23 protein-coding genes are annotated in these 20,945 nt (G+C 64.0%); 13 read left to right on the top strand and 10 right to left on the bottom strand.

Annotated elements, in window-relative coordinates; all coding sequences use genetic code 11:
• Window positions 1-9: 9 nt before the first annotated feature.
• On the bottom strand, window positions 10-2,208 hold the full coding sequence (locus V1479_RS11260) for a L,D-transpeptidase scaffold domain-containing protein (RefSeq protein ID WP_368802967.1): 2,199 nt from the start codon (window positions 2,206-2,208) through the stop codon (window positions 10-12).
• 222 nt (window positions 2,209-2,430) lie between these two features.
• Here V1479_RS11260 and V1479_RS11255 point away from each other — a divergent pair, with 222 nt between their 5' ends.
• Window positions 2,431-4,050 carry a fumarate hydratase gene (locus V1479_RS11255; RefSeq protein WP_368802966.1) on the top strand — a complete coding sequence of 540 codons (1,620 nt, stop codon included), beginning with the start codon at window positions 2,431-2,433 and terminating at the stop codon, window positions 4,048-4,050.
• Window positions 4,051-4,076: 26 nt separating this feature from the next.
• Here the strand turns inward: V1479_RS11255 and V1479_RS11250 are convergent, their stop codons facing one another.
• Entirely contained in the window at window positions 4,077-4,973 is an 897-nt protein-coding gene (locus tag V1479_RS11250; RefSeq protein ID WP_368802965.1) for an alpha/beta fold hydrolase, read from the bottom strand.
• A gap of 47 nt (window positions 4,974-5,020) precedes the next feature.
• Here V1479_RS11250 and V1479_RS11245 point away from each other — a divergent pair, with 47 nt between their 5' ends.
• Complete coding sequence (locus tag V1479_RS11245) at window positions 5,021-5,476, top strand: MarR family winged helix-turn-helix transcriptional regulator (protein WP_173191240.1); 456 nt, start codon at window positions 5,021-5,023, stop codon at window positions 5,474-5,476.
• Between the two features lie 9 nt (window positions 5,477-5,485).
• Here the strand turns inward: V1479_RS11245 and V1479_RS11240 are convergent, their stop codons facing one another.
• Complete coding sequence (locus tag V1479_RS11240) at window positions 5,486-6,097, bottom strand: pyridoxamine 5'-phosphate oxidase family protein (protein ID WP_368802964.1); 612 nt, start codon at window positions 6,095-6,097, stop codon at window positions 5,486-5,488.
• Between the two features lies 1 nt (window position 6,098).
• The gene (locus V1479_RS11235; RefSeq protein WP_368802963.1) at window positions 6,099-6,452 is read right to left on the bottom strand and encodes a gamma-butyrobetaine hydroxylase family protein; all 354 of its coding nucleotides are present in this window, start codon (window positions 6,450-6,452) and stop codon (window positions 6,099-6,101) included.
• Between the two features lie 177 nt (window positions 6,453-6,629).
• Here V1479_RS11235 and moaA point away from each other — a divergent pair, with 177 nt between their 5' ends.
• The 10 genes from moaA to V1479_RS11185 all read left to right on the top strand — a co-directional run bounded on the left by moaA (window position 6,630) and on the right by V1479_RS11185 (window position 14,966).
• On the top strand, window positions 6,630-7,640 hold the full coding sequence (gene moaA / locus V1479_RS11230; RefSeq protein WP_368802962.1) for a GTP 3',8-cyclase MoaA: 1,011 nt from the start codon (window positions 6,630-6,632) through the stop codon (window positions 7,638-7,640).
• Window positions 7,641-7,747: 107 nt separating this feature from the next.
• Complete coding sequence (locus V1479_RS11225; protein WP_368802961.1) at window positions 7,748-8,668, top strand: DMT family transporter; 921 nt, start codon at window positions 7,748-7,750, stop codon at window positions 8,666-8,668.
• A 10-nt stretch (window positions 8,669-8,678) separates the two neighbouring features.
• Window positions 8,679-9,884, top strand: a complete 1,206-nt coding sequence (locus tag V1479_RS11220; RefSeq protein WP_173193519.1) for a multidrug effflux MFS transporter — start codon at window positions 8,679-8,681, stop codon at window positions 9,882-9,884.
• A 16-nt stretch (window positions 9,885-9,900) separates the two neighbouring features.
• A complete protein-coding gene (mobB, locus tag V1479_RS11215) occupies window positions 9,901-10,404 on the top strand; it encodes a molybdopterin-guanine dinucleotide biosynthesis protein B (protein WP_244648990.1) in 504 nt (167 codons plus the stop codon).
• A gap of 149 nt (window positions 10,405-10,553) precedes the next feature.
• Entirely contained in the window at window positions 10,554-11,333 is a 780-nt protein-coding gene (locus V1479_RS11210; protein ID WP_368802960.1) for an ABC transporter substrate-binding protein, read from the top strand.
• Window positions 11,334-11,429: 96 nt separating this feature from the next.
• Window positions 11,430-12,143, top strand: coding sequence for an ABC transporter permease (locus tag V1479_RS11205; RefSeq protein WP_368802959.1), 714 nt, complete (start codon window positions 11,430-11,432; stop codon window positions 12,141-12,143).
• Window positions 12,140-12,973 (top strand): ABC transporter permease, encoded by an 834-nt coding sequence (locus tag V1479_RS11200; protein WP_368802958.1) that lies wholly within the window; start codon window positions 12,140-12,142, stop codon window positions 12,971-12,973. The genes V1479_RS11205 and V1479_RS11200 overlap by 4 nt, the downstream gene beginning before the upstream one ends.
• 40 nt (window positions 12,974-13,013) lie before the next feature.
• A complete protein-coding gene (locus V1479_RS11195; protein WP_368802957.1) occupies window positions 13,014-13,883 on the top strand; it encodes an NAD(P)-dependent oxidoreductase in 870 nt (289 codons plus the stop codon).
• A 9-nt stretch (window positions 13,884-13,892) separates the two neighbouring features.
• On the top strand, window positions 13,893-14,624 hold the full coding sequence (locus V1479_RS11190) for a DNA alkylation repair protein (RefSeq protein ID WP_368802956.1): 732 nt from the start codon (window positions 13,893-13,895) through the stop codon (window positions 14,622-14,624).
• Between the two features lie 93 nt (window positions 14,625-14,717).
• Window positions 14,718-14,966: a DUF6074 family protein gene (locus V1479_RS11185; RefSeq protein ID WP_368802955.1), complete on the top strand. Its 249-nt coding sequence runs from the start codon at window positions 14,718-14,720 to the stop codon at window positions 14,964-14,966.
• A 15-nt stretch (window positions 14,967-14,981) separates the two neighbouring features.
• Here V1479_RS11185 and V1479_RS11180 read toward each other — a convergent pair whose 3' ends face one another.
• From V1479_RS11180 to V1479_RS11160, 5 genes are all read right to left on the bottom strand, one after another.
• A complete protein-coding gene (locus V1479_RS11180) occupies window positions 14,982-15,683 on the bottom strand; it encodes a gamma-glutamyl-gamma-aminobutyrate hydrolase family protein (protein ID WP_368802954.1) in 702 nt (233 codons plus the stop codon).
• A 183-nt stretch (window positions 15,684-15,866) separates the two neighbouring features.
• Complete coding sequence (locus tag V1479_RS11175) at window positions 15,867-16,358, bottom strand: Lrp/AsnC family transcriptional regulator (RefSeq protein ID WP_368802953.1); 492 nt, start codon at window positions 16,356-16,358, stop codon at window positions 15,867-15,869.
• 98 nt (window positions 16,359-16,456) lie between these two features.
• On the bottom strand, window positions 16,457-17,089 hold the full coding sequence (locus tag V1479_RS11170; RefSeq protein WP_368802952.1) for a uracil-DNA glycosylase family protein: 633 nt from the start codon (window positions 17,087-17,089) through the stop codon (window positions 16,457-16,459).
• On the bottom strand, window positions 17,089-17,700 hold the full coding sequence (locus tag V1479_RS11165; protein WP_368802951.1) for a glutathione S-transferase family protein: 612 nt from the start codon (window positions 17,698-17,700) through the stop codon (window positions 17,089-17,091). The genes V1479_RS11170 and V1479_RS11165 overlap by 1 nt, the downstream gene beginning before the upstream one ends.
• Window positions 17,697-18,344, bottom strand: a complete 648-nt coding sequence (locus V1479_RS11160; protein ID WP_368802950.1) for a thermonuclease family protein — start codon at window positions 18,342-18,344, stop codon at window positions 17,697-17,699. The genes V1479_RS11165 and V1479_RS11160 overlap by 4 nt, the downstream gene beginning before the upstream one ends.
• Window positions 18,345-18,418: 74 nt before the next feature.
• Between V1479_RS11160 and V1479_RS11155 the strand changes: the two genes are divergently transcribed.
• Complete coding sequence (locus V1479_RS11155; protein ID WP_368802949.1) at window positions 18,419-19,954, top strand: sensor histidine kinase; 1,536 nt, start codon at window positions 18,419-18,421, stop codon at window positions 19,952-19,954.
• Here the strand turns inward: V1479_RS11155 and V1479_RS11150 are convergent.
• On the bottom strand, window positions 19,951-20,940 hold the full coding sequence (locus V1479_RS11150; protein WP_368802948.1) for a nicotinate-nucleotide--dimethylbenzimidazole phosphoribosyltransferase: 990 nt from the start codon (window positions 20,938-20,940) through the stop codon (window positions 19,951-19,953). The two genes, V1479_RS11155 and V1479_RS11150, sit on opposite strands and share 4 nt — an antisense overlap.
• Between the last annotated feature and the right edge of the window lie 5 nt (window positions 20,941-20,945).

The following is a 20,945-nucleotide window of genomic DNA, read 5'->3' as shown; positions in this document are numbered from 1 at the left end:
AGATTACCCTCACGCGCCGGGCGCGCGCAGGGCCTCCACCTTGTCGATCGCCGCTTTCGTCTTTTCGTCGCGGCTGTAGACGTCGTCGTAATAATGAACCTTGCCGGCCTCGTCCGGCCACGCCGTGAAGTAGCCCACATAGACAGGCACCTCGACATCGAGGTTCTGGCGCGAATGCGGCTGTTCGAGGCGCGCGTCGACGCGGCTACGCTCCCAGCCGAGTACGGCTGCGGCCATGCCGCGCGGATCGGCAAGACGGATGCAGCCGTTCGAGACAGCGCGGTTGTCGCGGTCGAAGAGCTGCTTTTCCGGCGTGTCGTGCATGTAGATCGCGTGTTTGTTGGGGAACATGATCTTCAGTTCGCCCAGCGCGTTGCCGCGCCCGGGACGCTGGCGCACGTCGAATGGCACGTTGGCGCCGTATTGCGACCAGCTCACCGAGGAGGACGGCACCGTCCGCCCGCGCCGGTCGACCACCTCGAAGCCGTTGCGGTCGAGATAGGACGGGTCGGAATAGAGCTTGGGCAGGTACTTGTTGACCAGGATCGAGCGCGGCACTCCCCAATAGGGGTGGAACTCGACATACTGGATCTTGTCCTGGAAGAAATAGGTCTGCGTGCGCGTCGAGCCCACGACCGTGCGCATCGACAGCTTTTCCTTGCCGTCCTCGACATAGGTCGCCTTGAAGGCTGGCGTATTGATGAAGACGTGCCGGTCGGGCAGTTGCGAAGGCAGCCAGCGTGCCTGTTCCAGCGCCACCTCGGCCTTTTCGATGCGGCCGGCCCGGGTCTCGCCCGCCAGCGCGCGGATGGTGCGCGGGCCGATCACGCCGTCAGCGCCCACACCGGCCAGTTTCTGGGCAGCCTTGATTACCGGAGCCAGCTCCTGTGCATAGGCTTCGCTGCTGAGGTGCCGCGTCAGCACGTCGCCATGCTCCGCGCGGAATGCCTCGTCGGCGCGCTGTCCGATGAGGGTGAGGATCTTCGGAAACTCCGGATTGGTCTCGCCGGGCCGCACAACCGTGTTGGGCGCGATCACGATGTCGTTCTCTTCCGCCGCGCGCAGCATCTCCAGCTCGACCCGCAGTGCCTTGTAGCGCGCGTTCTGCGGATGCTGGGCCTCAAGATATGCCGCGACATCGTCGGCGTTACGCGCAAGCTGAAGGGCCGCCACCGCGTCGAGTTCCTTGGGCGCGAAGTCGTGATAGCCGGAGATGCGGTTGGGATCGATACGCCCCGAGCGCGCGTCGCGGATATAGCGCAGCATCCGCGCCGAGAGCTCCATCTCGAAGGCGGCCAGTGCTGCGTCGTCAGCGTCCGCCCCCGGCACGGCGACGGCGTAGTCCTGCGGCTCCAGCCCATGGCTGGCCGCGTCGCCAAGCGTGCGCAAGGCGCTGCGGGCACGCTCGTTCGGCCGCCCGTCGCTCACCCAGATGAATTCAGGCACGGCCGTGTAATGGGCGACGATCGCGTCGGCTGCTTCCTTTTCCGCCAGAAGCTCGACCTGCTGCAGCGATGCGATCTCCGCATTGGTCAGCGGCTGGGGCGCCGGCGGCGCGGATACCTGCTCCATCGCCGGCGCATCTTCGACCTTCGGCATCTCTGCGGTGGCAGTGCCCTCGCCGATCAACTGCGCGTCCTCGACCCTGGGCACGGAAACGGCCTGCTTTGCAGCCTCGCCGATCAGTTGGGCATCCTCGACGCGTGGCAATGCAGCAGACGGGCTTTCCGCGACATCCGTCGTTTCCGTCGCGGTCGTAGAGCGCTCGTCAGCCGCCGGATCGGCTTCCAATACGCGTTCCACAGCATCGAGGGCGGTGTCGACCTCTGCGCCAGTCGCCTCTGAACTGTCCGAGGGCGCGGCTTCCATTGCAACGACCGTGGAGCCGACCGATTCGTTGTCGATACCAGTAGGTTCGAGCGCGGCCTCCTCGTCTGCCCGGACAGGTTTGATCGCCGCGAAATCGACACGCACGAGAGCGTCGGTCTTGTAGGTGTAATATTGTGGCCCGGTGACGCGCGGCGGCGCAGGACGTGCCGGCGCCTGTTGAACCACTGGCGGTGGCGCCTCGCGCTCGACGCGGCGCTCGCGATTGCCGAACAGCCGCTCGAAGAGGTTCTGTGCGGATGCGGACGGAGCACCGGCGACCAGCATCGCCGCGATGGCCGTCGTCGAAACCGCCAGGGCGCGGCTGCGCGTCAATCTCATGTCGATCCCCCTTTGTGCCTGATCCGGCGTCGTCATTGAAATGTCGCGCGACTATACGGGCGCGGCGGCATCGCGTTAAGCGAAAACGGGCATGACGGATGCGCGAGCACCGGTGGTTGCGGCTTGCGTGCCACAGCGCCGCGATTGGCATCCCGGCAACACGCCGCTAAAGAGACGGCGCAAGACCCGCCAGCATCTACGCCAGCAACGGAACGTACAGCCATGGCCGACCAGGCAACAGCCAGTCTCTTTCCCCTCGGTGCCGACGAGACACCTTACCGCAAGCTCACCTCGGACTTCGTGTCGGTCGACACGTTCAAGGGGCAGGAAATCCTGACCGTGGAGGCGGAAGGCCTGCGGCTCCTTTCCGAAACCGCGTTCTCCGACATCAATCACCTTCTGCGGCCGGGCCATCTCAAGCAGCTCGCCTCGATCCTCGAAGACCCGGAGGCAACCGACAATGACCGCTTCGTCGCCTACGACCTTCTGAAAAACGCCAATATCGCTGCCGGCGGCGTGCTGCCGATGTGCCAGGACACCGGCACCGCGATCATCATGGGCAAGAAGGGCCGCCGCGTCTGGACAGAGGGCGGCGACGACGCGGCACTGGGACAGGGCGTGCTCGACGCCTACGAGCGCAAGAACCTGCGTTATTCGCAGCTCGCGCCGCTGTCGATGTTCGAGGAAAAGAACACCCGCAACAATTTGCCGGCGCAGATCGACATCTACGAGGAAGGCGAAGACGCCTACAAGTTCCTGTTCCTTGCCAAGGGCGGTGGCTCGGCCAACAAGACCTTCCTCTACCAGGGCACGCCATCGCTGCTGACGCATGACCGGCTGATTGAGTTCCTGAAGGAAAAGATCCTGACGCTGGGCACCGCAGCCTGCCCGCCCTATCACCTTGCCATCGTCATTGGCGGCACCTCGGCCGAGATGAACCTCAAGACGGTCAAGCTCGCCTCGACCCGCTATCTCGACAGCCTGCCGACGAGTGGCGGCGAAAACGGCCACGCCTTCCGCGACCTGGAAATGGAAGCGGAAGTCCACAAGCTTACGCAGCAGATGGGTGTCGGCGCGCAATTCGGCGGCAAGTATTTCTGCCACGACGTGCGGGTGATCCGCCTGCCACGCCACGGCGCATCGCTACCCATCGGCCTCGGCGTCTCGTGTTCGGCCGACCGTCAGGCCAAGGGCAAGATCACGAAGGACGGCATCTTCATCGAGGAGCTGGAGACCAACCCCGCCCGCTACATGCCCGACATCGACGAGGAGAATCTGACCTCGCATGTCGTGCGCATCGACCTGAACCAGCCGATGGAAGCGATTCTCAAGGAGCTGTCCCAACACCCCGTAAAGACGCGGCTTTCGCTCTCCGGCCCGATCATCGTCGCGCGCGACATCGCGCATGCCAAGATCCGCGAGCGGCTTGAAAACGGCGAGCCGATGCCCGACTATTTCAAGAATCACCCGATCTATTACGCCGGTCCGGCCAAGACGCCGGCGGGCTACGCGTCGGGCTCCTTCGGGCCGACGACGGCCGGCCGCATGGATTCCTACGTCGACCAGTTCCAGTCGTTCGGCGGTTCGATGGTGATGCTCGCCAAGGGCAACCGCTCGCAGCAGGTGCGCGAGGCGTGCGGGCGCCATGGCGGCTTCTATCTCGGCTCGATCGGCGGGCCTGCCGCCCGGCTTGCCCAGGACTGCATCAAGAAGGTCGAGGTGGTAGAATATCCCGAACTCGGCATGGAGGCGATCTGGCGCATCGAGGTCGAGGATTTTCCGGCCTTCATCGTCATCGACGACAAGGGCAACGACTTCTTCAGGGAGCTCAATCTCGGCTGACCGACAACGCCGGCCAGCCAAGGACTTCAAGCGGCCGGTTCCTCGCCGAAAAGCGCGAAACCGGCAATCGCAGCCGACACCTCGTCGTCGGCGAGGATGCGTCGATGTCCCCTGCCCGGCGCGCGCATCAGCCGCGCGCCGGCGGCCTCGAAGCGGCGGGCCTCCTCGAACGGCACTTCCTTGTCGTCCGGTGCGTGGATTGCCAGCGTCGGCGTATCCATCACGCGAAGCTGGTCCGCGCCTACGAAATCCTCCAGCGGGCGGCCGGCGACTCGCTCCACCTCGTGCGACAGCGCGACCTGGGTGCGTGTACCGAGCCCGAGAAATCGCCGGAAATCCTCGAAGATGGCCGGCATCGAACTGGGCGCGGAGACGAGGACCAGCCGCTTCGTGCGCACCGGCGCGATCCCGCGGATCGATCCGGCCACCGCGTTGACCGCAACCGCTCCGCCGAACGAATGCCCGACGATCGCTGCAAACGGACCGAACCAGTCGGCGGCGGCGCGCACGGCTGCAACGGCTATCGCCAGATTGAGCCGCCGTCCCGGCGATGCGCCATGCCCCGGCAGGTCGATCGCGATCACCCGGAAGCCCTCGCCACGCAAGGTCGTGATGATGGTGCGCATGTGCTCGGTCCGCGAGCGCCAGCCATGAATGACGAGCACCACAGGCGCGCCATGCCCGACGTCGCTGCGGAAATCGTGGGCGACGACACAGCCTTCCGGCGTTGCGAGCCAGTGGTGCCGGGCCTCGGCCATGAAGGGCGCGGCATCGCCCAGAACGGCGGCCTCGCGCGGCGAAACATGCTGTGGATGCGGCGTGCGGCAGAAAAGCTCGAAAGCGGCGCGCCCGGTCAGGCGCGGCGCGATTTGTTCAGCGAGCGCGAATGCGCTACGGAAAAGCAGGAAACCGACGGTTGCCATGGATGTGACTCGCTAGATAGTTCAAGCATGAACAGAATAGTTCAATCATGAACAATAAACAAGCCCTCCCCTGGGACAATCCGCGATTCCGCAACTGGATCGCGATGGTGCGCGCCGAAAAGGCGGTCGTGCGTGAGCTGACGCATGCGCTTGCCCCCTTCGACCTCAAGCTCGGCCAGCTCGATGTGCTGATGAACATCTACCGCCACCCGGGCATGTCGCAACACGACGTGGCGCGCAAACTGCTGATCGGCCGCTCGAACATCACCATGCTTCTGCCGCAGCTCGAAAAGCAGGGGCTGATCCGGCGCGAGGGCGACAAGAAGGACAAGCGCGTGATGCGCCTGTTCCTGACCGAAGACGGCGAAGCAAGGCTGATGGAAGCGCTGAAGGTCTACACCGCGCTCATCGACCGCGTCATGGCGCAATCGACGCCTGCCCAGTGCGATGCGATGGGCGAGCAGATGCGCCGCATCGAAGAAATGCTCAGCGGCGACGACTAGAGACCCACGTCACCACATCGTTTTCCTGGCGCGCTCCGGCCACTCTGCATCGTAGGCCTCGCCGTCGATCCGGGCCTGGCTGGTCGCCGCGAGGATTTTGCCCGGCGTCGGCAGGCTTTTCGGATCGATATGCCGGTCCGGATTCCACAGTTCGGAACGCACGATCGCCCGCGCGCACTGGAAATAGACCGCCTGGATGGTGATGACGATCACCGAACGCGGCGCCTGGCCGTCGACGGCGAAAGACGCGCGGAGCTCTGGATCGATCGACAGTGTCGCGTTGCCATTGACCCTAAGGGTCGTACCCGAGCCCGGCACGAGAAACAGCAGGCCGACCCGGCCGTCGCGCACGATGTTCTTCAGCGAATCGACCCGGTTGTTGCCGCGCCGGTCGGGCATGAGCAGCGTGCGCTCGTCTGCCACGCGCACGAAACCGCGCAGGTCGCCGCGCGGCGAACAATCCAGCCCTTCCGGCCCGTTGGTGGCCAGCGCCACGAAGGGCGACGCCTCGACGAAGGCGACATATTCCGGGATCAACCGGTCCAGTTCCTTGACCAGCGACGCCTCGCCCGGCGTCCCGTAGATCGCCTCGAGTTGCTCGACGCTGGTGATTTCGGTCATGTCAGCGCTCCCTGGAAAGGCCTTTCGCGGCCAGTTCGTCCAGATAGGACTGCCAGCGTGTTTCCTTTTCATGACCGAGCGTGTGGAAATAGTCCCAGGTGAAGATGCCGGTGTCGTGCATGTCGTCGAAGGTGATGCGCACGGCATAATTGCCGACGGGATCGACCTTGAGGATCGCAACGTCCTTCTTGCCGGGCACGGTCACCCGCTGATCGGGCGAATGACCCTGGACCTCCGCCGAGGGCGACAGCACTCGCAGCAGCTCGGCCGGAAAGGCGAAAGGCGCATGGCCCGGAAAAGTCACTGTCAGGAGGCGCCTGTCCTTGGATACGCGCAATTCTGTGGGAGGGGTCATTCACATCGATCCGGTCTCGTTTCGGCGGCGACACTAGCTCCGCCGATCGTTGCTGGCCATATGCATTGCGGCCCTGGCCCTTGAATTTCCTTGGCGATTGCTCGACATTCCAAGCTAGAAACGCAAGCGCAACCAACGCGACAGGCGCGAAATTTGCGCCAAAGGAAACGCAGGCCCATGAGCTTTGCCGGCAGCAGCATGATCGATCCGTTCGGACGCTCGATTTCCTATCTGCGCGTCTCGGTCACGGACCGCTGCGATTTCCGCTGCACCTATTGCATGGCGGAGGACATGGCCTTCCTGCCGAAGAAAGACCTGCTCAGCCTCGAGGAACTCGACCGGCTCTGCACCGTCTTCATCGAGAAGGGCGTGAAGAAGCTGCGGTTGACCGGCGGCGAGCCGCTGGTGCGCAAGAATATCATGCACCTCGTTCGTCAGCTCTCGCGGCACCTTGATAGCGGCGCGCTCGAAGAGCTGACGCTGACCACCAATGGCTCGCAGTTGGCGCGCTTCGCGCAGGAACTCGCCGATTGCGGCGTGAAGCGCATCAACGTGTCCCTCGATACGCTCGACCCCGACAAGTTTCGCACCATTACCCGCTGGGGCGATCTCTCCAAGGTGATGGCGGGCATCGAGGCGGCCGAGGCGGCCGGCCTCAAGATCAAGATCAACGCCGTTGCGCTGAAGGGCTTCAACGACACGGAACTGCCCGAAATGCTGCGCTGGGCGCATGGCCGCGGCATGGACCTGACCGTCATCGAGACGATGCCGATGGGCGAGATCGACGCCGACCGCACCGACCAGTACCTGCCGCTCTCGCAGTTGCGTGCCGATCTGGAGCGCCGGTTCACGCTGACCGACATTCCCTACAAGACAGGCGGTCCGGCCCGTTACGTCGAGGTCGCGGAGACGGGCGGACGGATGGGCTTCATCACGCCGCTCACGCACAATTTCTGCGAAAGCTGCAACCGTGTCCGGCTCACCTGCACCGGCATGCTCTATATGTGCCTCGGCCAGAACGACGATGCCGACCTGCGTGCGCCGCTGCGTGCATCCGAAGGTAACGAGCTGCTTTCCAACGCCATCGACGAGGCGATCGGACGCAAGCCGAAAGGCCACGACTTCGTCATCGACCGGCGCACCCGCAGGCCCGCTGTCGCCCGCCACATGAGCGTCACGGGCGGTTAGCGGCTCAACGCAGGCCTTTATGGCCTCATCATTCGACGATGCTGTCCGTTGCCTTGGCCCGCCCCGGGAAATAGGTCTGTGCCAATACAGAATCGCCGGACCCGCCCTTGTCACTCTCCCCGAACCTGCGCGCCTCGCTTTTCATCGTTATTTCGATGGCGGGCTTCACCATCAACGACGCGATCACCAAGACGCTGGTCGGCAGCATGAACCAGGGCCAGGTGATGCTGGTGCGCGGCCTGTTCGCGACGCTGATGATCGGCGCGCTCGCCTGGAGCCAGGGCGCTTTGCGCAATCCGCGCCAGGCGGCCCATCCGATGGTGGCGCTGCGCGTGACCGGAGAACTCGTCGCGACCGTCCTCTTCCTGATTGCGCTGACGAGGATGCCACTCGCCAACATTTCCGCCGTGCTGCAGGCGTTGCCGCTGGCGGTTACCATGGGGGCTGCGCTCTTCTTCGGCGAGACAGTGGGCTGGCGGCGCTGGCTGGCGATCGCCGCCGGCTTCACGGGCGTGATGATCATCGTCCGGCCTGGGTTGGAAGGCTTCAACGCCTATTCGCTGGTGGCCCTCGTCTGCGTCCTGTTCTGCGCGGTCCGCGACCTTGCAACCAAGCAGATACCCGATGAAGTTCCGTCCCTGCTGGTTTCGACGCTTACCTCCGCGGCGATCACCATCGTCGGCGCCTTTCTGATCCCGATCTTCGGGGGATGGACGCCGATGACCACCGGCGAGGTTGGCCTGCTGGCGGCGGCTGCCGTTCTGGTTCTGGTCGGCTACCAGTTCATCATCATGGCGATGCGCCTTGGCGACATCTCCTTCGTTGCGCCGTTCCGCTATACGGCGCTGATCTGGGCGATCCTGCTCGGCTATCTGATCTTCGGCGACATACCCGACGGCATCATGATCCTCGGCGCATCGATCGTCGTCGGCTCCGGCCTCTACACGCTCTATCGCGAACGCAGGGTGGGCCGAGAGAAGCCCGCCGCGGAAAGTACCGGGCCCAACATGGCCCCCGACGGGCTTTAAGGTTACAAGCATGACAGGCCCGCTTTTGAACAGAAACACGCCGCCGCATATCCTGACGCTGGTCATCGCCACCGCGACCGGGGCGCTTGCCATGAACGTGTTCCTGCCGTCGCTGCCCGGCATAGCGCGTCATTTCAATGCGGACTACGCGCTCGTTCAGCTTGCGGTGTCGCTCTATCTTGCTGCCACAGCCGTGCTCCAGCTCTTCATCGGCCCTGCCTCCGACCGGTTCGGGCGGCGTCCGGTGATGCTCACCTGTTTCGCGATATTCCTTGTCGGTTCAGTCGCCACGATCTGCGCGCCCACCATCGAGCTGCTGCTTGCCGCGCGATTGCTTCAGGCGTTCTCCGCCGCCGGCATGGTGTTGTCGCGGGCGATCGTGCGCGATACCGTCAGCACCGACGAGGCCGCCAGCAAGATCGGCTACATCACCATGGGCATGTCGGTGGTGCCCATGGTCGGCCCGGCGATAGGCGGAATTCTTGATGAGATGTATGGCTGGCAGGCGTCTTTCCTGCTGACGCTCGGCTTTGGCGTGCTGGCCTTCGCGGTCGTCTTCTTCGACCTCGGTGAGACGAACCACAGCAGATCGACCAGCATGATGGCCCAGGTGAAGGGCTATCCGGAATTGATGCGTGCACGCCGTTTCTGGGGATACACGCTCACCGCCGCCTTCACCTCGGGCACCTTCTTCGCCTTCCTCGGCGGCGGCCCCTATGTCTCGACCGAGATGCTCGGGCTGAGGCCATCCCAATACGGGTACTACTTCGCCCTCATTTCGGTCGGCTATATGGCCGGGAACTTTCTATCCGGCAGGTTTTCCCGCCGCATCGGGATCAACACGATGATGCTCATGGGCTGCACTGCGGCCGTGATCGGGTTGATCGGTGCGCTGACCTTGTTTGGGGCCGGCTATTATCACGCGCTGTCGCTGTTCGGTCCCACCGTGCTCGTCGGGCTGGGCAACGGCATGACGCTTCCCAACGCCAATGCCGGCATCGTCAGCGTGCGGCCGCATCTCGCCGGCAGCGCTTCGGGGCTCGGCGGCTCGATGCAGATTGGAGGCGGCGCGGTGCTGGCTATGGTGGCGGGCGCACTGCTTGGGCCGCAAACCGGCCCATGGCCACTGCTCTTCGTCATGCTCGGCTCATCCGTGGCGGCAGTGCTCGCCGCGCTCTATGTCATGCATGTCGCGCGCAAGGCGGGCGAAATCTGACGCGGAGGATGGCAGCTTGGCGCAACGGGTGATCGGCATTGCCGGGTGGAAGAATTCCGGCAAGACGACGCTGACCGAGCGCCTCGTCGCTGAGCTTTCGGCGCGCGGCTGGTCCGTCTCGACCGTCAAGCGCGCGCATCACGAGGCGGACATCGACCGTGAGGGAACCGACAGTTTCCGCCACCGCAGCGCCGGCGCTTCCGAGGTGATGCTTGTTACGCCGTTGCGCTGGGCGCTGATGCACGAACTGCGCGAGGAGCCCGAACCTGACCTCGAAGCCATGCTTGCCCGGCTCTCCCCATGCGACCTCGTGATCGTCGAGGGCTACAAAGGCAGTCCGCACCCGAAGATCGAGACGCGGCGCATCGAGGCCAAAGACCAGACACCCTTGCCAGCATCCAGCAACGTGATTGCCATTGCGGCCGATCACGCCATTGCCGATGCCGCCGTTCCCGTCTTCGAGCTCGACGCGGTTCCGGCCATCGCCGATTTCGTCGAGGCGGTCACCGACCTTCGGTGATCACGAAGCTACCGCTGCGGAAGCATTTCGCGATTGCAATCCTGCTGAAAACAATGGGAATATCGCCTTCAAAGTGCGCGGCAAGCCGCACTTGAGACGATCGCCGCGATCGAAAGAACGCGGCGTATCCATAAGCAGAGAGGAACATTATGCGTATTTCTTCACGAGTTTCGCTGGCCCTGTCGGCCGCGGCCCTTGCCCTCACCATCGGCGCAGCGCAGGCGCAGGAGAAGCTCCGGATCGGCACCGAAGGCGCCTATCCGCCCTTCAACAACCTCACCGCGGACGGCCAGCTCGTTGGCTTCGACATCGATATCGCCAACGCCCTTTGCGAAGAGATGAAGGTCGAGTGCGAATTCGTCACCCAGGACTGGGACGGCATCATTCCCGCACTCCAGGCCAACCGTTTCGACGCCATCATCGCTTCGATGTCGATCACCGACGAGCGGAAGAAGCAGGTCGACTTCACCAACAAATACTACAACACGCCGCCGGCAATCGTAGCGCCCAAGGACAATGACATTGCCGGCGTCTCGGCCGAGGATCTCGCCGGGAAGACGATCGGCGTTCAGGGTTCGACCACGCACTCCAACTATTCGGAAGCGACCTATACCGACAGCGACGTGAAACTCTATCCGACCGCCGACGAATACAAGCTCGACCTCATCAACGGGCGCATCGACGCGGCCAATGACGACGTCACCGTGCTCGAGGAATGGCTTGCGACCGAGGACGGCGCCTGTTGCAAGATCGTCGGCACGATCACGCCGGTTGAAGAAATCCACGGCCCCGGCGCGGGCATCGCCATCCGCCAGGGCGAGGACGAGCTGCGCGAGCGTTTCAACGCGGCGATCGACGCCATTCGCGCCAACGGAAAGTACAAGGAAATCAACGACAAGTACTTCTCCTTCGACGCATATGGCAGCTAAGCGCCAAGCTTGCTGACCTGATCGGCCGAAGGCGGCGGGCGGCAGTCCGCCGCCTTCGCGCAAAGCGCCAAACGCAAGCTCGAAGAACGCGGCCGTATGGAGACAACGCTCAAACTGCTCGGTTTCGGAGCGGAAGGCTGGGGCGACGAGATCGCTTCCGGGGTGCTCGTGACCGTGTCGCTGGCGCTGGCCACGCTGCCGCTCGGACTTGCGGTCGGCTTCCTGATTGCGCTGGCCAAGCAATCGCAGGAGCGCTCGCTGCGTCTTGCCGCCAACATCTACACCACGATCTTCCGAGGGCTGCCGGAGCTGCTGACGCTGTTCCTGGTCTTCTACGGCGTGCAGCTCGGGCTGCAGCGCATCGTTACGCTTTTCAATCCCAGTGCCACCATCGAGATCAACGCGTTCGTCGCCGGCATGGTGGCGCTCGGCGTCGTCTTTTCCTCCTATGCCAGCGAAGTTTTCCTGTCCGCCTTCCGCGCCATTCCGCGCGGCCAGTATGAAGGCGGCTACGCGATCGGGCTCTCCACCTGGCAGACGATGCGGCTGGTCGTGCTGCCTCAGCTCGTGCGCATCGCCCTGCCCGGCCTGTCGAATCTGTGGCTGATCCTGCTCAAGGATACGGCGCTCGTATCCGTGATCGGCCTGTCGGACATCATCCGCCAGTCCGGCATCGCCGCGCGCGTCACCAAGGAGGCGTTCCTGTTCTTTGGCGTCGCCTGCCTTCTGTATCTGTTCCTTGCAATCATCTCGTCCATTGCCTTCGGCGTCATTGAGCGCTGGGCGGGCCGCACGGAGCCGGCGCGATGAGCAACACCGCAAGCCGGATCATCGAAACGATGGAGCGCCCGCCGGCGCCCGCGCGGCAATGGACCAGGCAGCGTATCGCCGGTCATGTGTTCATGGGCTTCTGGGTGCTTGCGGCGCTCGGCCTCGCGACGTTCCTGGCCGGCGCATGGGACAGCGAGCTGTTCGCGCGCTACGCACCCAACTACGCCTCCGGCCTGATCGTCACGGTTCAGCTCGTGCTGATTTCGATCCTGCTCGGCGCACTGCTTTCCGCTCCCATCGCCTATGCGCGCACCTCGCGCAACAAGTTCCTGGCATGGCCCGCCTATGCCTATGTCTATTTCTTTCGCGGCACACCGCTGCTGGCGCAGACCTTCCTGATATATTACGGGCTCGGCTCGTTCCGGCCGCAGCTCGAGGCGCTCGGTTTGTGGACCTTCTTCCGCGAGGCCTGGTATTGCGCCGTTCTCGCCTTCACGCTCAACACCGCCGCCTACCAAGCCGAAATTCTGCGCGGTGCGGTGCAGAGCGTGCCGCGCGGGCAATGGGAGGGCGCGGCGTCGCTTGGCCTGCACCGGTTCCAGACGCTGCAAAAGATCATCCTGCCGCAGGCGCTTATCGTGGCGCTCAGGCCCTATGGCAACGAGATCATCCTGATGATCAAGGGCTCGGCCATCGTCGCGATCATCACCGTCTACGACCTCATGGGCGAGACGCGACGCGCCTATTCGCGTACCTTCGATTTCCAGACCTATATCTGGGCAGCCGTCATCTACCTTGCGATCGTGGAGACGCTGCGTAACATTATCGACTGGATCGAGCGCCGCATCACCAGACACCTCAAGCGCTGACGCGGCTTTTCAGCACCACACCGCACGAAAGGGAGCCGGCATGGCCAAGATAGCATTTCTGGGATTGGGCGTGATGGGTTATCCGATGGCCGCGCACCTGAAGAACAAGGGCGGTCACGACGTCACCGTTTACAACCGGACCAAGGCCAAGGCCGAGAAGTGGGTGGACGAGCACGGCGGCGAAATGGCGCTGACGCCGGCAACCGCCGCAGCCGAGAAGGATTTCGTCTTCGCCTGCGTCGGCAATGACGACGACTTGCGGTCCGTCACACTGGGTTCCGACGGCGCTTTCGGCGCGATGAAGAAGGGCGCGATCTTCATCGACAACACGACGGCTTCGGCGGAAGTCGCCCGCGAGCTCGACGAGGGCGCCAAGGAGCGCGGCCTCGGCTTCATCGATGCACCGGTCTCGGGCGGCCAGGCGGGCGCGGAAAACGGCGTGCTGACGGTGATGTGCGGCGGCGACGAAGCGACTTTCGACAAGGCTAAGCCTGTGATCGATGCCTATGCACGCATGGTCGGGTTGATGGGCCCGGCCGGCGCCGGCCAGCTCACCAAGATGATCAACCAGATCTGCATTGCCGGCCTCGTACAGGGGCTGTCGGAGGGCATCCACTTCGGCAAACAAGCCGGGCTCGACATCGAGAAGGTCATCGATGTCATCTCCAAGGGCGCTGCGGGCTCCTGGCAAATGGAAAACCGACACAAGACAATGAATGCCGGCAAGTACGATTTCGGCTTCGCGGTCGACTGGATGCGCAAGGATCTCGGCATCTGCCTCGCCGAGGCCGACCGTAACGGCGCGAAGCTGCCCGTCACCGCACTGGTCGACCAGTTCTACAAGGACGTCCAGCAGATGGGCGGCAAGCGCTGGGACACGTCCTCACTGCTGGCGCGGCTGGGGAAGTAGGCTTCGGCCATGAATGCCCTGTCGCGCAATTCCACTGCCGAGGAAATCATCGAGCATCTGAAATCGCTCGGTTCGGAAGAAAACCGGCAGGGCATGCTGCGCTACGGCATCCGCATCGAGCGCGCGCTGGGCATTTCGCACGGTGAGCAACGGCACATCGCCAGGGCGATCGGCCGCGACCACGAGCGTGCCTTTGCGCTCTGGGATTCCGGTATCACGGAAGCGCAGTTCATCGCCTCGTTGACTGCCGACCCCAAGCGCTTCACGGCGGATGACGCGCGCCAATGGGCGGCAGAATTCGATTCATGGGACATCGTCGACGGGGTCTCCGACCTCTTCGTCGACACCGACCACTGGCTGACCCTCATCGACGACTTCGCCGAGGACGAGCGCGAGTTCGTCCGCCGCACCGCCTTCGCGATGATGGCGTGGTCGGTGGTTCATCGGAAGAAAGAGCCTGCGGAAACCTTCCTGCACTTCCTCGAAACCATCCGCCGGCACGCAGACGACGAGCGCAATTTCGTCAGGAAAGCCGTGAGCTGGGCGCTACGGTCGATCGGCAAGCGATCCGCAAGCCTCAACGCCGCCGCCCTGGATCTCGCGCGCGAACTCGCGGCGTCGGAAGACAAGACCCGTCGCTGGATCGGCAAGGATGCCGTGCGCGACCTCACCTCGGAAAAGAGCAGGCAGCGTCTAGAACGCATCGCCAACAAGGTTTCGTCCAAGCCGCGCAAGGCCTGAGCGGCCAGAAATCGCGCTGCCAGCCTAGCCAAAAGTCTCCTGTTAACCATTTGCCCGCTAGCCTGACGGCGAAACTCAGGAGGGGATACGGGCGTGGGCAATGCTGAGGTGCGGGCTTTCCCGCTACATCGTCAACGTAAACTGGTGAGCGGCATCGCTCGCGTTCTTGGCTCCAAGCAGGGCGAAGAGGCCACGCTTTTCTGGCGTGAGACTGCGAAGAGCCTCCTGCAGCGGCTTATCGCGAACGGCGTGCAACAGGCCGCGGCCGAGGACGAAGTACGCGCCCTACTCCACGTCGTGCTTTCGGAGCTCGAGACGGATGCGGCGACGGCAAGGGGCTGACGGCTCTCGAAGCCGCTACGATCGATCCCGCGCAGCGTCCACGAACGCATCGAATATGCGCAGACCCGGATGATCTTCGCCGGCCAGCTTTTCGGGATGCCACTGTACGCCCATGGCGAAGGTTTGTGACGGCACTTCGATGCCTTCGATCACGCCGTCCGGTCCGCGGGCGGTGACGACCACGTCCGCGGACGCCTCGACGATCGCCTCCCTGTGGAAGGTGTTCGCGCTGAACATCTCCTTGGCGAAGACCTCTGCCATCTTCGTGCCGGGCTCAATGAGCACCTCGTGACGCAGGTCCTTCTGGTCATGGTTCAGCGCATCCGGCCATGAGGCATGCACGTCCGAGACCATCCGGCACCCGTTCAGGCATGCGAGCATCTGCATGCCGTTGCAGACACCCAGCACCGGCTTGTTGCGCGCGAGAAATCCTTCCATCAGCGCCATTTCGACCCGCAGGCGGTCGGAGGCCGGATATTGCGACCGGTCGCCGTCGACGTACCAGGGTTCGGGAAATTCGATGCGCCCGCCGACGCTGAGAAACCCGTCGAACTGCTCAACCGTCTGGTCGACGATCTCAGGCAGGTAGGGAATGCCGAAAGGCGCGCCGCCAGCGCGGCCCACCGCGGAGAAATAGGCTTTCGACGTCTCGTAGGCGGTTCCGCCCGCACTGGTGTTTTCGTCCATGATCACGGCGATCATCGGCTTGCGTTTCATATGCATGCACCTGCCCGGCGGTCTGTTTCGTTCCGAGGGAAAGTCTTTCGAAGATTCTCCCTCGGCCGATAGTCGCCAAACGGACCGCACATGCAACGCTGTTCAGACGATACGGCTTGCCTGATCCAACAGCCCGGTGTGGCTGGCCCACGTCCAGGCCGCGTGCCGGATGAAAGCAGAAGCTCAAGCGGCGCGTTCGCCGGCTTCCTTGTCGAGTACCAGATAGTCGAGCGGGAGCTGGGTCGTGTTCTTGATCTGCTCCATGGCAAACGCGGACGAGACGTCGCGTATCTCGATCTTGGCGATCAGCCGCTTGTAGAAGGCGTCATAGGCCGCGATGTCAGGCACCACCACGCGCAGCAGATAGTCGACCTCGCCGCTCATCCGATAGAATTCGACGACCTCGGGGAACTCCTGGATCACCTCGGCGAAACGCTTCAGCCATTCCATGCTGTGTGCGTTGGTACGGATCGAAACGAAAACGTTGACGCGGGTGTTCACCTTCACCGGGTCGAGGACCGCCACGCGCCGCTGGATCACGCCCTCCTCCTCGAGCTTCTGGATACGCCGCCAGCACGGCGTGGTCGAAAGGCCCACCTTCTTCGCCACATCGGCGACGGCCAAGGTCGAGTCCTCCTGCAGCAGGCGGAGGATTTTTTTGTCGAGGCGGTCCATTTCGAAACTCCGTTGGAATTTCATGCCATGATGAGAGCAAAACTTTGCCTCGACAAGAAACTTCTTCTCATAGAAAGGCGCTTTAGCGCGTGAAACGCCTAAGCGTGGCGGTCGAGGCGCATTGCGATTTCGCGGCGGAGCACCGGTAGCAAATCGGCCTCGAACCAGGGATTCTTTTTCAGCCATGCCGTGTTGCGCCATGAAGGGTGCGGCAGCGGCAGCACGCGCGGGATTTCGTTGCGCATGAAGATCGCGCGCCAGTCGGCCACCGTCTCGGTGAGCGAAACCCGCCGCGCATCGCCGATATGCCAGCCCTGCGCGTAGAGTCCGATGGCCAACACCAGTTCCACCTGCGGCATCGCGGCAATCAAATCGGCCCGCCAAGCCGGCGCGCATTCGCGGCGCGGCGGCAGGTCGCTTCCCTTGGCGTCCTGCCCCGGAAAGCAGAACCCCATCGGCGCGATGGCAAAGTTCTCCGGGTTATAGAACTCTTCACGCGTGACACCCAGCCAGTCGCGCAGGCGATCGCCGGAGCGGTCGTTGAACGGCTCGCCGGTGGCGTGAACCCTGGTGCCGGGCGCCTGCCCCGCAATCAGGATGCGCGCGGTCGACGATGCTGTGACCACTGGGCGCGGCTCGTGCGGCAAAGGACGCGCCGGGTTGGCCGGCGCATCCCGGCACAAGCGGCAGGCGCGGATGCGCTCGACCAGTTCTGCCAGTTCTTCGTTCATCAGGCCGCAGCACTCGGCCGCGAGGCGACCGTCGCATACCAGCGCCGCACATTCGCGCACTCGTCCGGCACAGCGATGCGGGCGGGCTTCATGAAGTCGATGCCGATCATTCCCGTGATGTCGGCGATGGAGAAAGTGTCGCTGGCGATGAACTCGCGATCGGCGAGTTCACTATCAAGGAAAGCGAGGAAATCCAGTGCCTTGGGCTTGTTCGCTTCACCCCATTCGGCAATCTGCGGTATCTCCCATTCCTTCATGGCGGGATGCAGATGACGGAAGGCGCTGGCAACGGCACTGAGGAAATTCAGCTCCATCCGGCGCTGCCACATCTCGACCTTCGCCTTGCCGACCGCCCCGGTGCCAAACAGTGGCGGCTCGGGGTGCGTTTCCTCGAAATAGCGGCAGATCGCGACCGATTCGGTGATGACCGTGCCGTCATCGAGTTCCAACACAGGCAGCCGCCGCAGCGGATTGCGGCTGGCGACTTCGGGCGAGCGGTGGCCCATCGCGCCCATGTCGACCGGCACCAGCGGCACTTCGATGCCCTTCTCCGTCAGAAAGATGCGCACCCTGCGCGGATTGGGCGCGCGCCCGCCATCGTAAAGCTTCATCCGGTCTCTCCTCCATCCGTTCCCTGTCCACTCATCTTGCCCTGAAAAAGGGATCGCAACCAATCCCCGATCGCCGAAAGCCCGTCATGCGATACCTCCGCCATTCCGCCGTGAATGCGGCGCCAGTCCTGCGGTCGCTCGAAAGAACCGGCCCATAGGCCACGGCCGGCGTCTCGTGCCGACCGTTCGGCATCGTCATGGTCGCCATAGGCGACCGCCCAGCCGCGCTCCACCATCGCATGGTTCAAGTCGACGCCTCCGGCTTTGCAACTTGCGAGCAGCCGGTCGTAGCGGTCGCGCCGCCGGGCCTCGCACGTCACCGGCCGTCCGCCGATCAGTTCTGCCAGCGCGTTGCGCGCTTGGCGCCCACAGGGATAGTCGCCGCGCGGACCAACGCAGGTCTGGCCGAGTTCCGGCGCATCGATGCCGATCAGTCGCAGCCGCGCGCCGCCGAGCGTCAGGGAATCGCCGTCCACCACCTGCGGCATGCCGGATCTGGTCTCGGCCGTTCCGAAACGCTCGTGTCCGGCAACGAAGGCCAGCGCGGCAAGTATCGCGATAGCCAGCGCCAGGTCCAGAAACAGCCGGACGAACGACCTTGGTTTGCGCCGGCGCGCGTAGCGGTTGCGGCTCTTCAAGGCCATCTACGGAAGGGTCTCTTAATCATTCCGCGTTAGCGTGCCGCAACGAAAGTATCGCGCGAAAATCGTAATCTTCCATGGCGTTACAACGCTCAAACGCAACCGACAAGAACATTGTGGACCGCACCAAGGCGCACCGCAACAGCGACGTGGCGCGCGCCGTGCGTCGCACGCGCGACAGGCTCGCCCAGCAGGCTGGCAATCCGGTCTACGATCGCGAACTGCTGAAATTGCACGCCCGCGCGACGATCAACACCGCGCTCGCCATCCCCCTCACCGTCATGGCGGTCACGGCGGCGGGGCTGTTTGTGGGCGTCGGCTTCACCATCGTTGCATGGGCGCTGGTCACCATCGCCTGCTACGGCGGGCTCGCGCTGATCGCGCGACGCGTGGACCGCACCGAAACAACAGAAATCAACGCCAAGAAGGTTCGGCGCGCCTTCCTTTTCGGCCATTTCGTCAGCGGCATCGGCTGGAGCTATTTCGCCTGGCTTGCCTGCAATGAATGTCAGATCGATCAGTTTCCTGTGCTAAAGGCTGTCGTCCTGCTTCTGGTCATGGCGGCAACCGCGATCATCTCGTCGGCTCTCAGCGGTGCGCTGGCCACTACATTCGCGCTCCCGGTCGGCATCTTTGCCGCCTCGGTCGCCATGTCGAGCGGCTGGCAGCCTGTGGAAGCGATCATGGCAGGCCTGCTCGTCATCTCGCTGCCGTTCTTCAGTTATGTTGCCGGCCACCTGCATTCAGCCAGTGTAATGCTGCTGTCGTTCCGCGCCGAAAAGGATGGCCTGATCGCCGAGCTGGAGACGGCCAAGGCGATGTCTGACGAGGCGCGCAGACGTGCCGAAGAAGCAAACCTCGCCAAATCGCGCTTTCTGGCCACCATGAGCCACGAACTGCGCACGCCCCTCAACGCAATCCTCGGCTTTTCCGAGGTGATGGCGAACGAGGTGCTGGGGCCGCTTCAGAACGAAACCTATCGCGACTATGCGAAGGACATAAACGGCTCCGGCCGCCATCTCCTGCACCTCATCAACGAAATCCTCGATCTCTCGCGCATCGAAGCCGGCCGCTACCAACTCAGCGAAGAGCCGATGTCGCTTGAAGCCGTCGTGGAAGAATGCTGCCATCTGATGGAGCTGAAGGCGCGCAACAAGGATATCCGCCTCGTGCAGCAGTTCGAACCGAACCTGCCGCGCATCTTCGCCGATGAGCGATCCTTGCGGCAGGTGACGCTGAACCTGCTGTCCAATGCCGTGAAGTTCGCGCCGAGCGGCAGCGAAGTGCGCGTGCGTGTCGGCTGGACGGCCGGTGGCGGCCAGTACATCTCGGTGAAAGACAACGGCCCCGGCATACCCGACGACGAAATTCCGGTCGTCCTGTCGGCGTTCGGCCAGGGTTCGATCGCCATCAAGAGCGCCGAACAAGGCACCGGGCTCGGCCTGCCGATCGTCCAGGGGCTGATCGCGCTGCATGGCGGCGAGTTCCAGCTTCATTCCAAGCTGCGCGAGGGCACGGAAGCCATCGCGATCCTGCCGCCCTATCGCATCATGGAAGAACTGCCGGCGCTGCCGACCGAAAAGGTTGCCGCGGCAGGCGGCAGGCGGCGCTAAGTCCGGACAACCATACCGGAATGCACCAGCGCGGCGTTCTTCACGACGCCCGCCGCAAGTGCTGCCCCGATCCCCTCCCCGTCGCCGAGCGACAGATCAAGAAGCGGCCGGAGCCCCATCAGCCGTGCCGCTCGGGCCATGCCCGGCTCGGTCGAGCAATGTGCGAGCAGGCAATGGTCGATTGCGCCGGGTTCGGCCGCTTTCAACACAGCGGCTGCGGCCAGCGCCGCATAGCCATCCAGGATTACCGGGATTTTCTCCACGCGGGCCGCGAGGATCGTGCCCGCGATGGCCGCGAATTCCCGGCCACCCAGCCTGCGCAGCGCCTCGAGCGGGTCCTTCAGGTTCGTTCCGTGGTGAGCGATTGCCTTTTCCACCACGTCCACCTTCAGCGCGATCATCTCATCGTCGGCACCGGCGCCCGGCCCAACCCAATCGGCCGCATCGCCACCGAACAGGGCCGCCATCAGGGCAGCCGCCGAGGTCGTGCCGCCGGCGCCCACGCCGCCGACGCAAAGCAGATCTATGCCGCCCGCCACCGCTTCCATGCCGAAGGCCATGGTGGCCGCGCAGCCGCGCTCGTCCAGCGCCGGTTCAACGGTGATGTCGCCCACCGGCATGTGGAGCGCGAGGTCGAATATCTTCAGGCCGAGATCGTTGGCCGCGCAGAGCTGGTTGACTGCCGCGCCGCCGGCCGCCGCGTGCTCGATCATGGCTTGCGTTTCGTCGGCCGCGCGGCGGGAGACGCCATGCCGCGTCAAGCCGTGTGTGCCGGCAAAAAGGGCCACCAGCGGTCTCAACACCTGCGGGTCACGCCCGGTCCAGGCTGCCAGCCATTCGGCGACCTCGCCCAGGCGGCCGAGCGATGGCCCTTGCTTCGACAAGGTCTCGTTGCGCAACGCCGCACGGTCGCGCGCGGCACTATTCGGCCCGGGCAAGGTCTTCAGAAGCTGGCGGTAATCGTCGAAGGGCAGTCCGGTGGTCATGGCAG

The sequence above is a fragment of the Neoaquamicrobium sediminum genome, assembly GCF_040970315.1.
In the GTDB taxonomy this organism is placed as follows: Bacteria; Pseudomonadota; Alphaproteobacteria; order Rhizobiales; family Rhizobiaceae; genus Aerobium; species Aerobium sediminum.
This window is presented reverse-complemented; position numbering and strand designations above follow the sequence as displayed.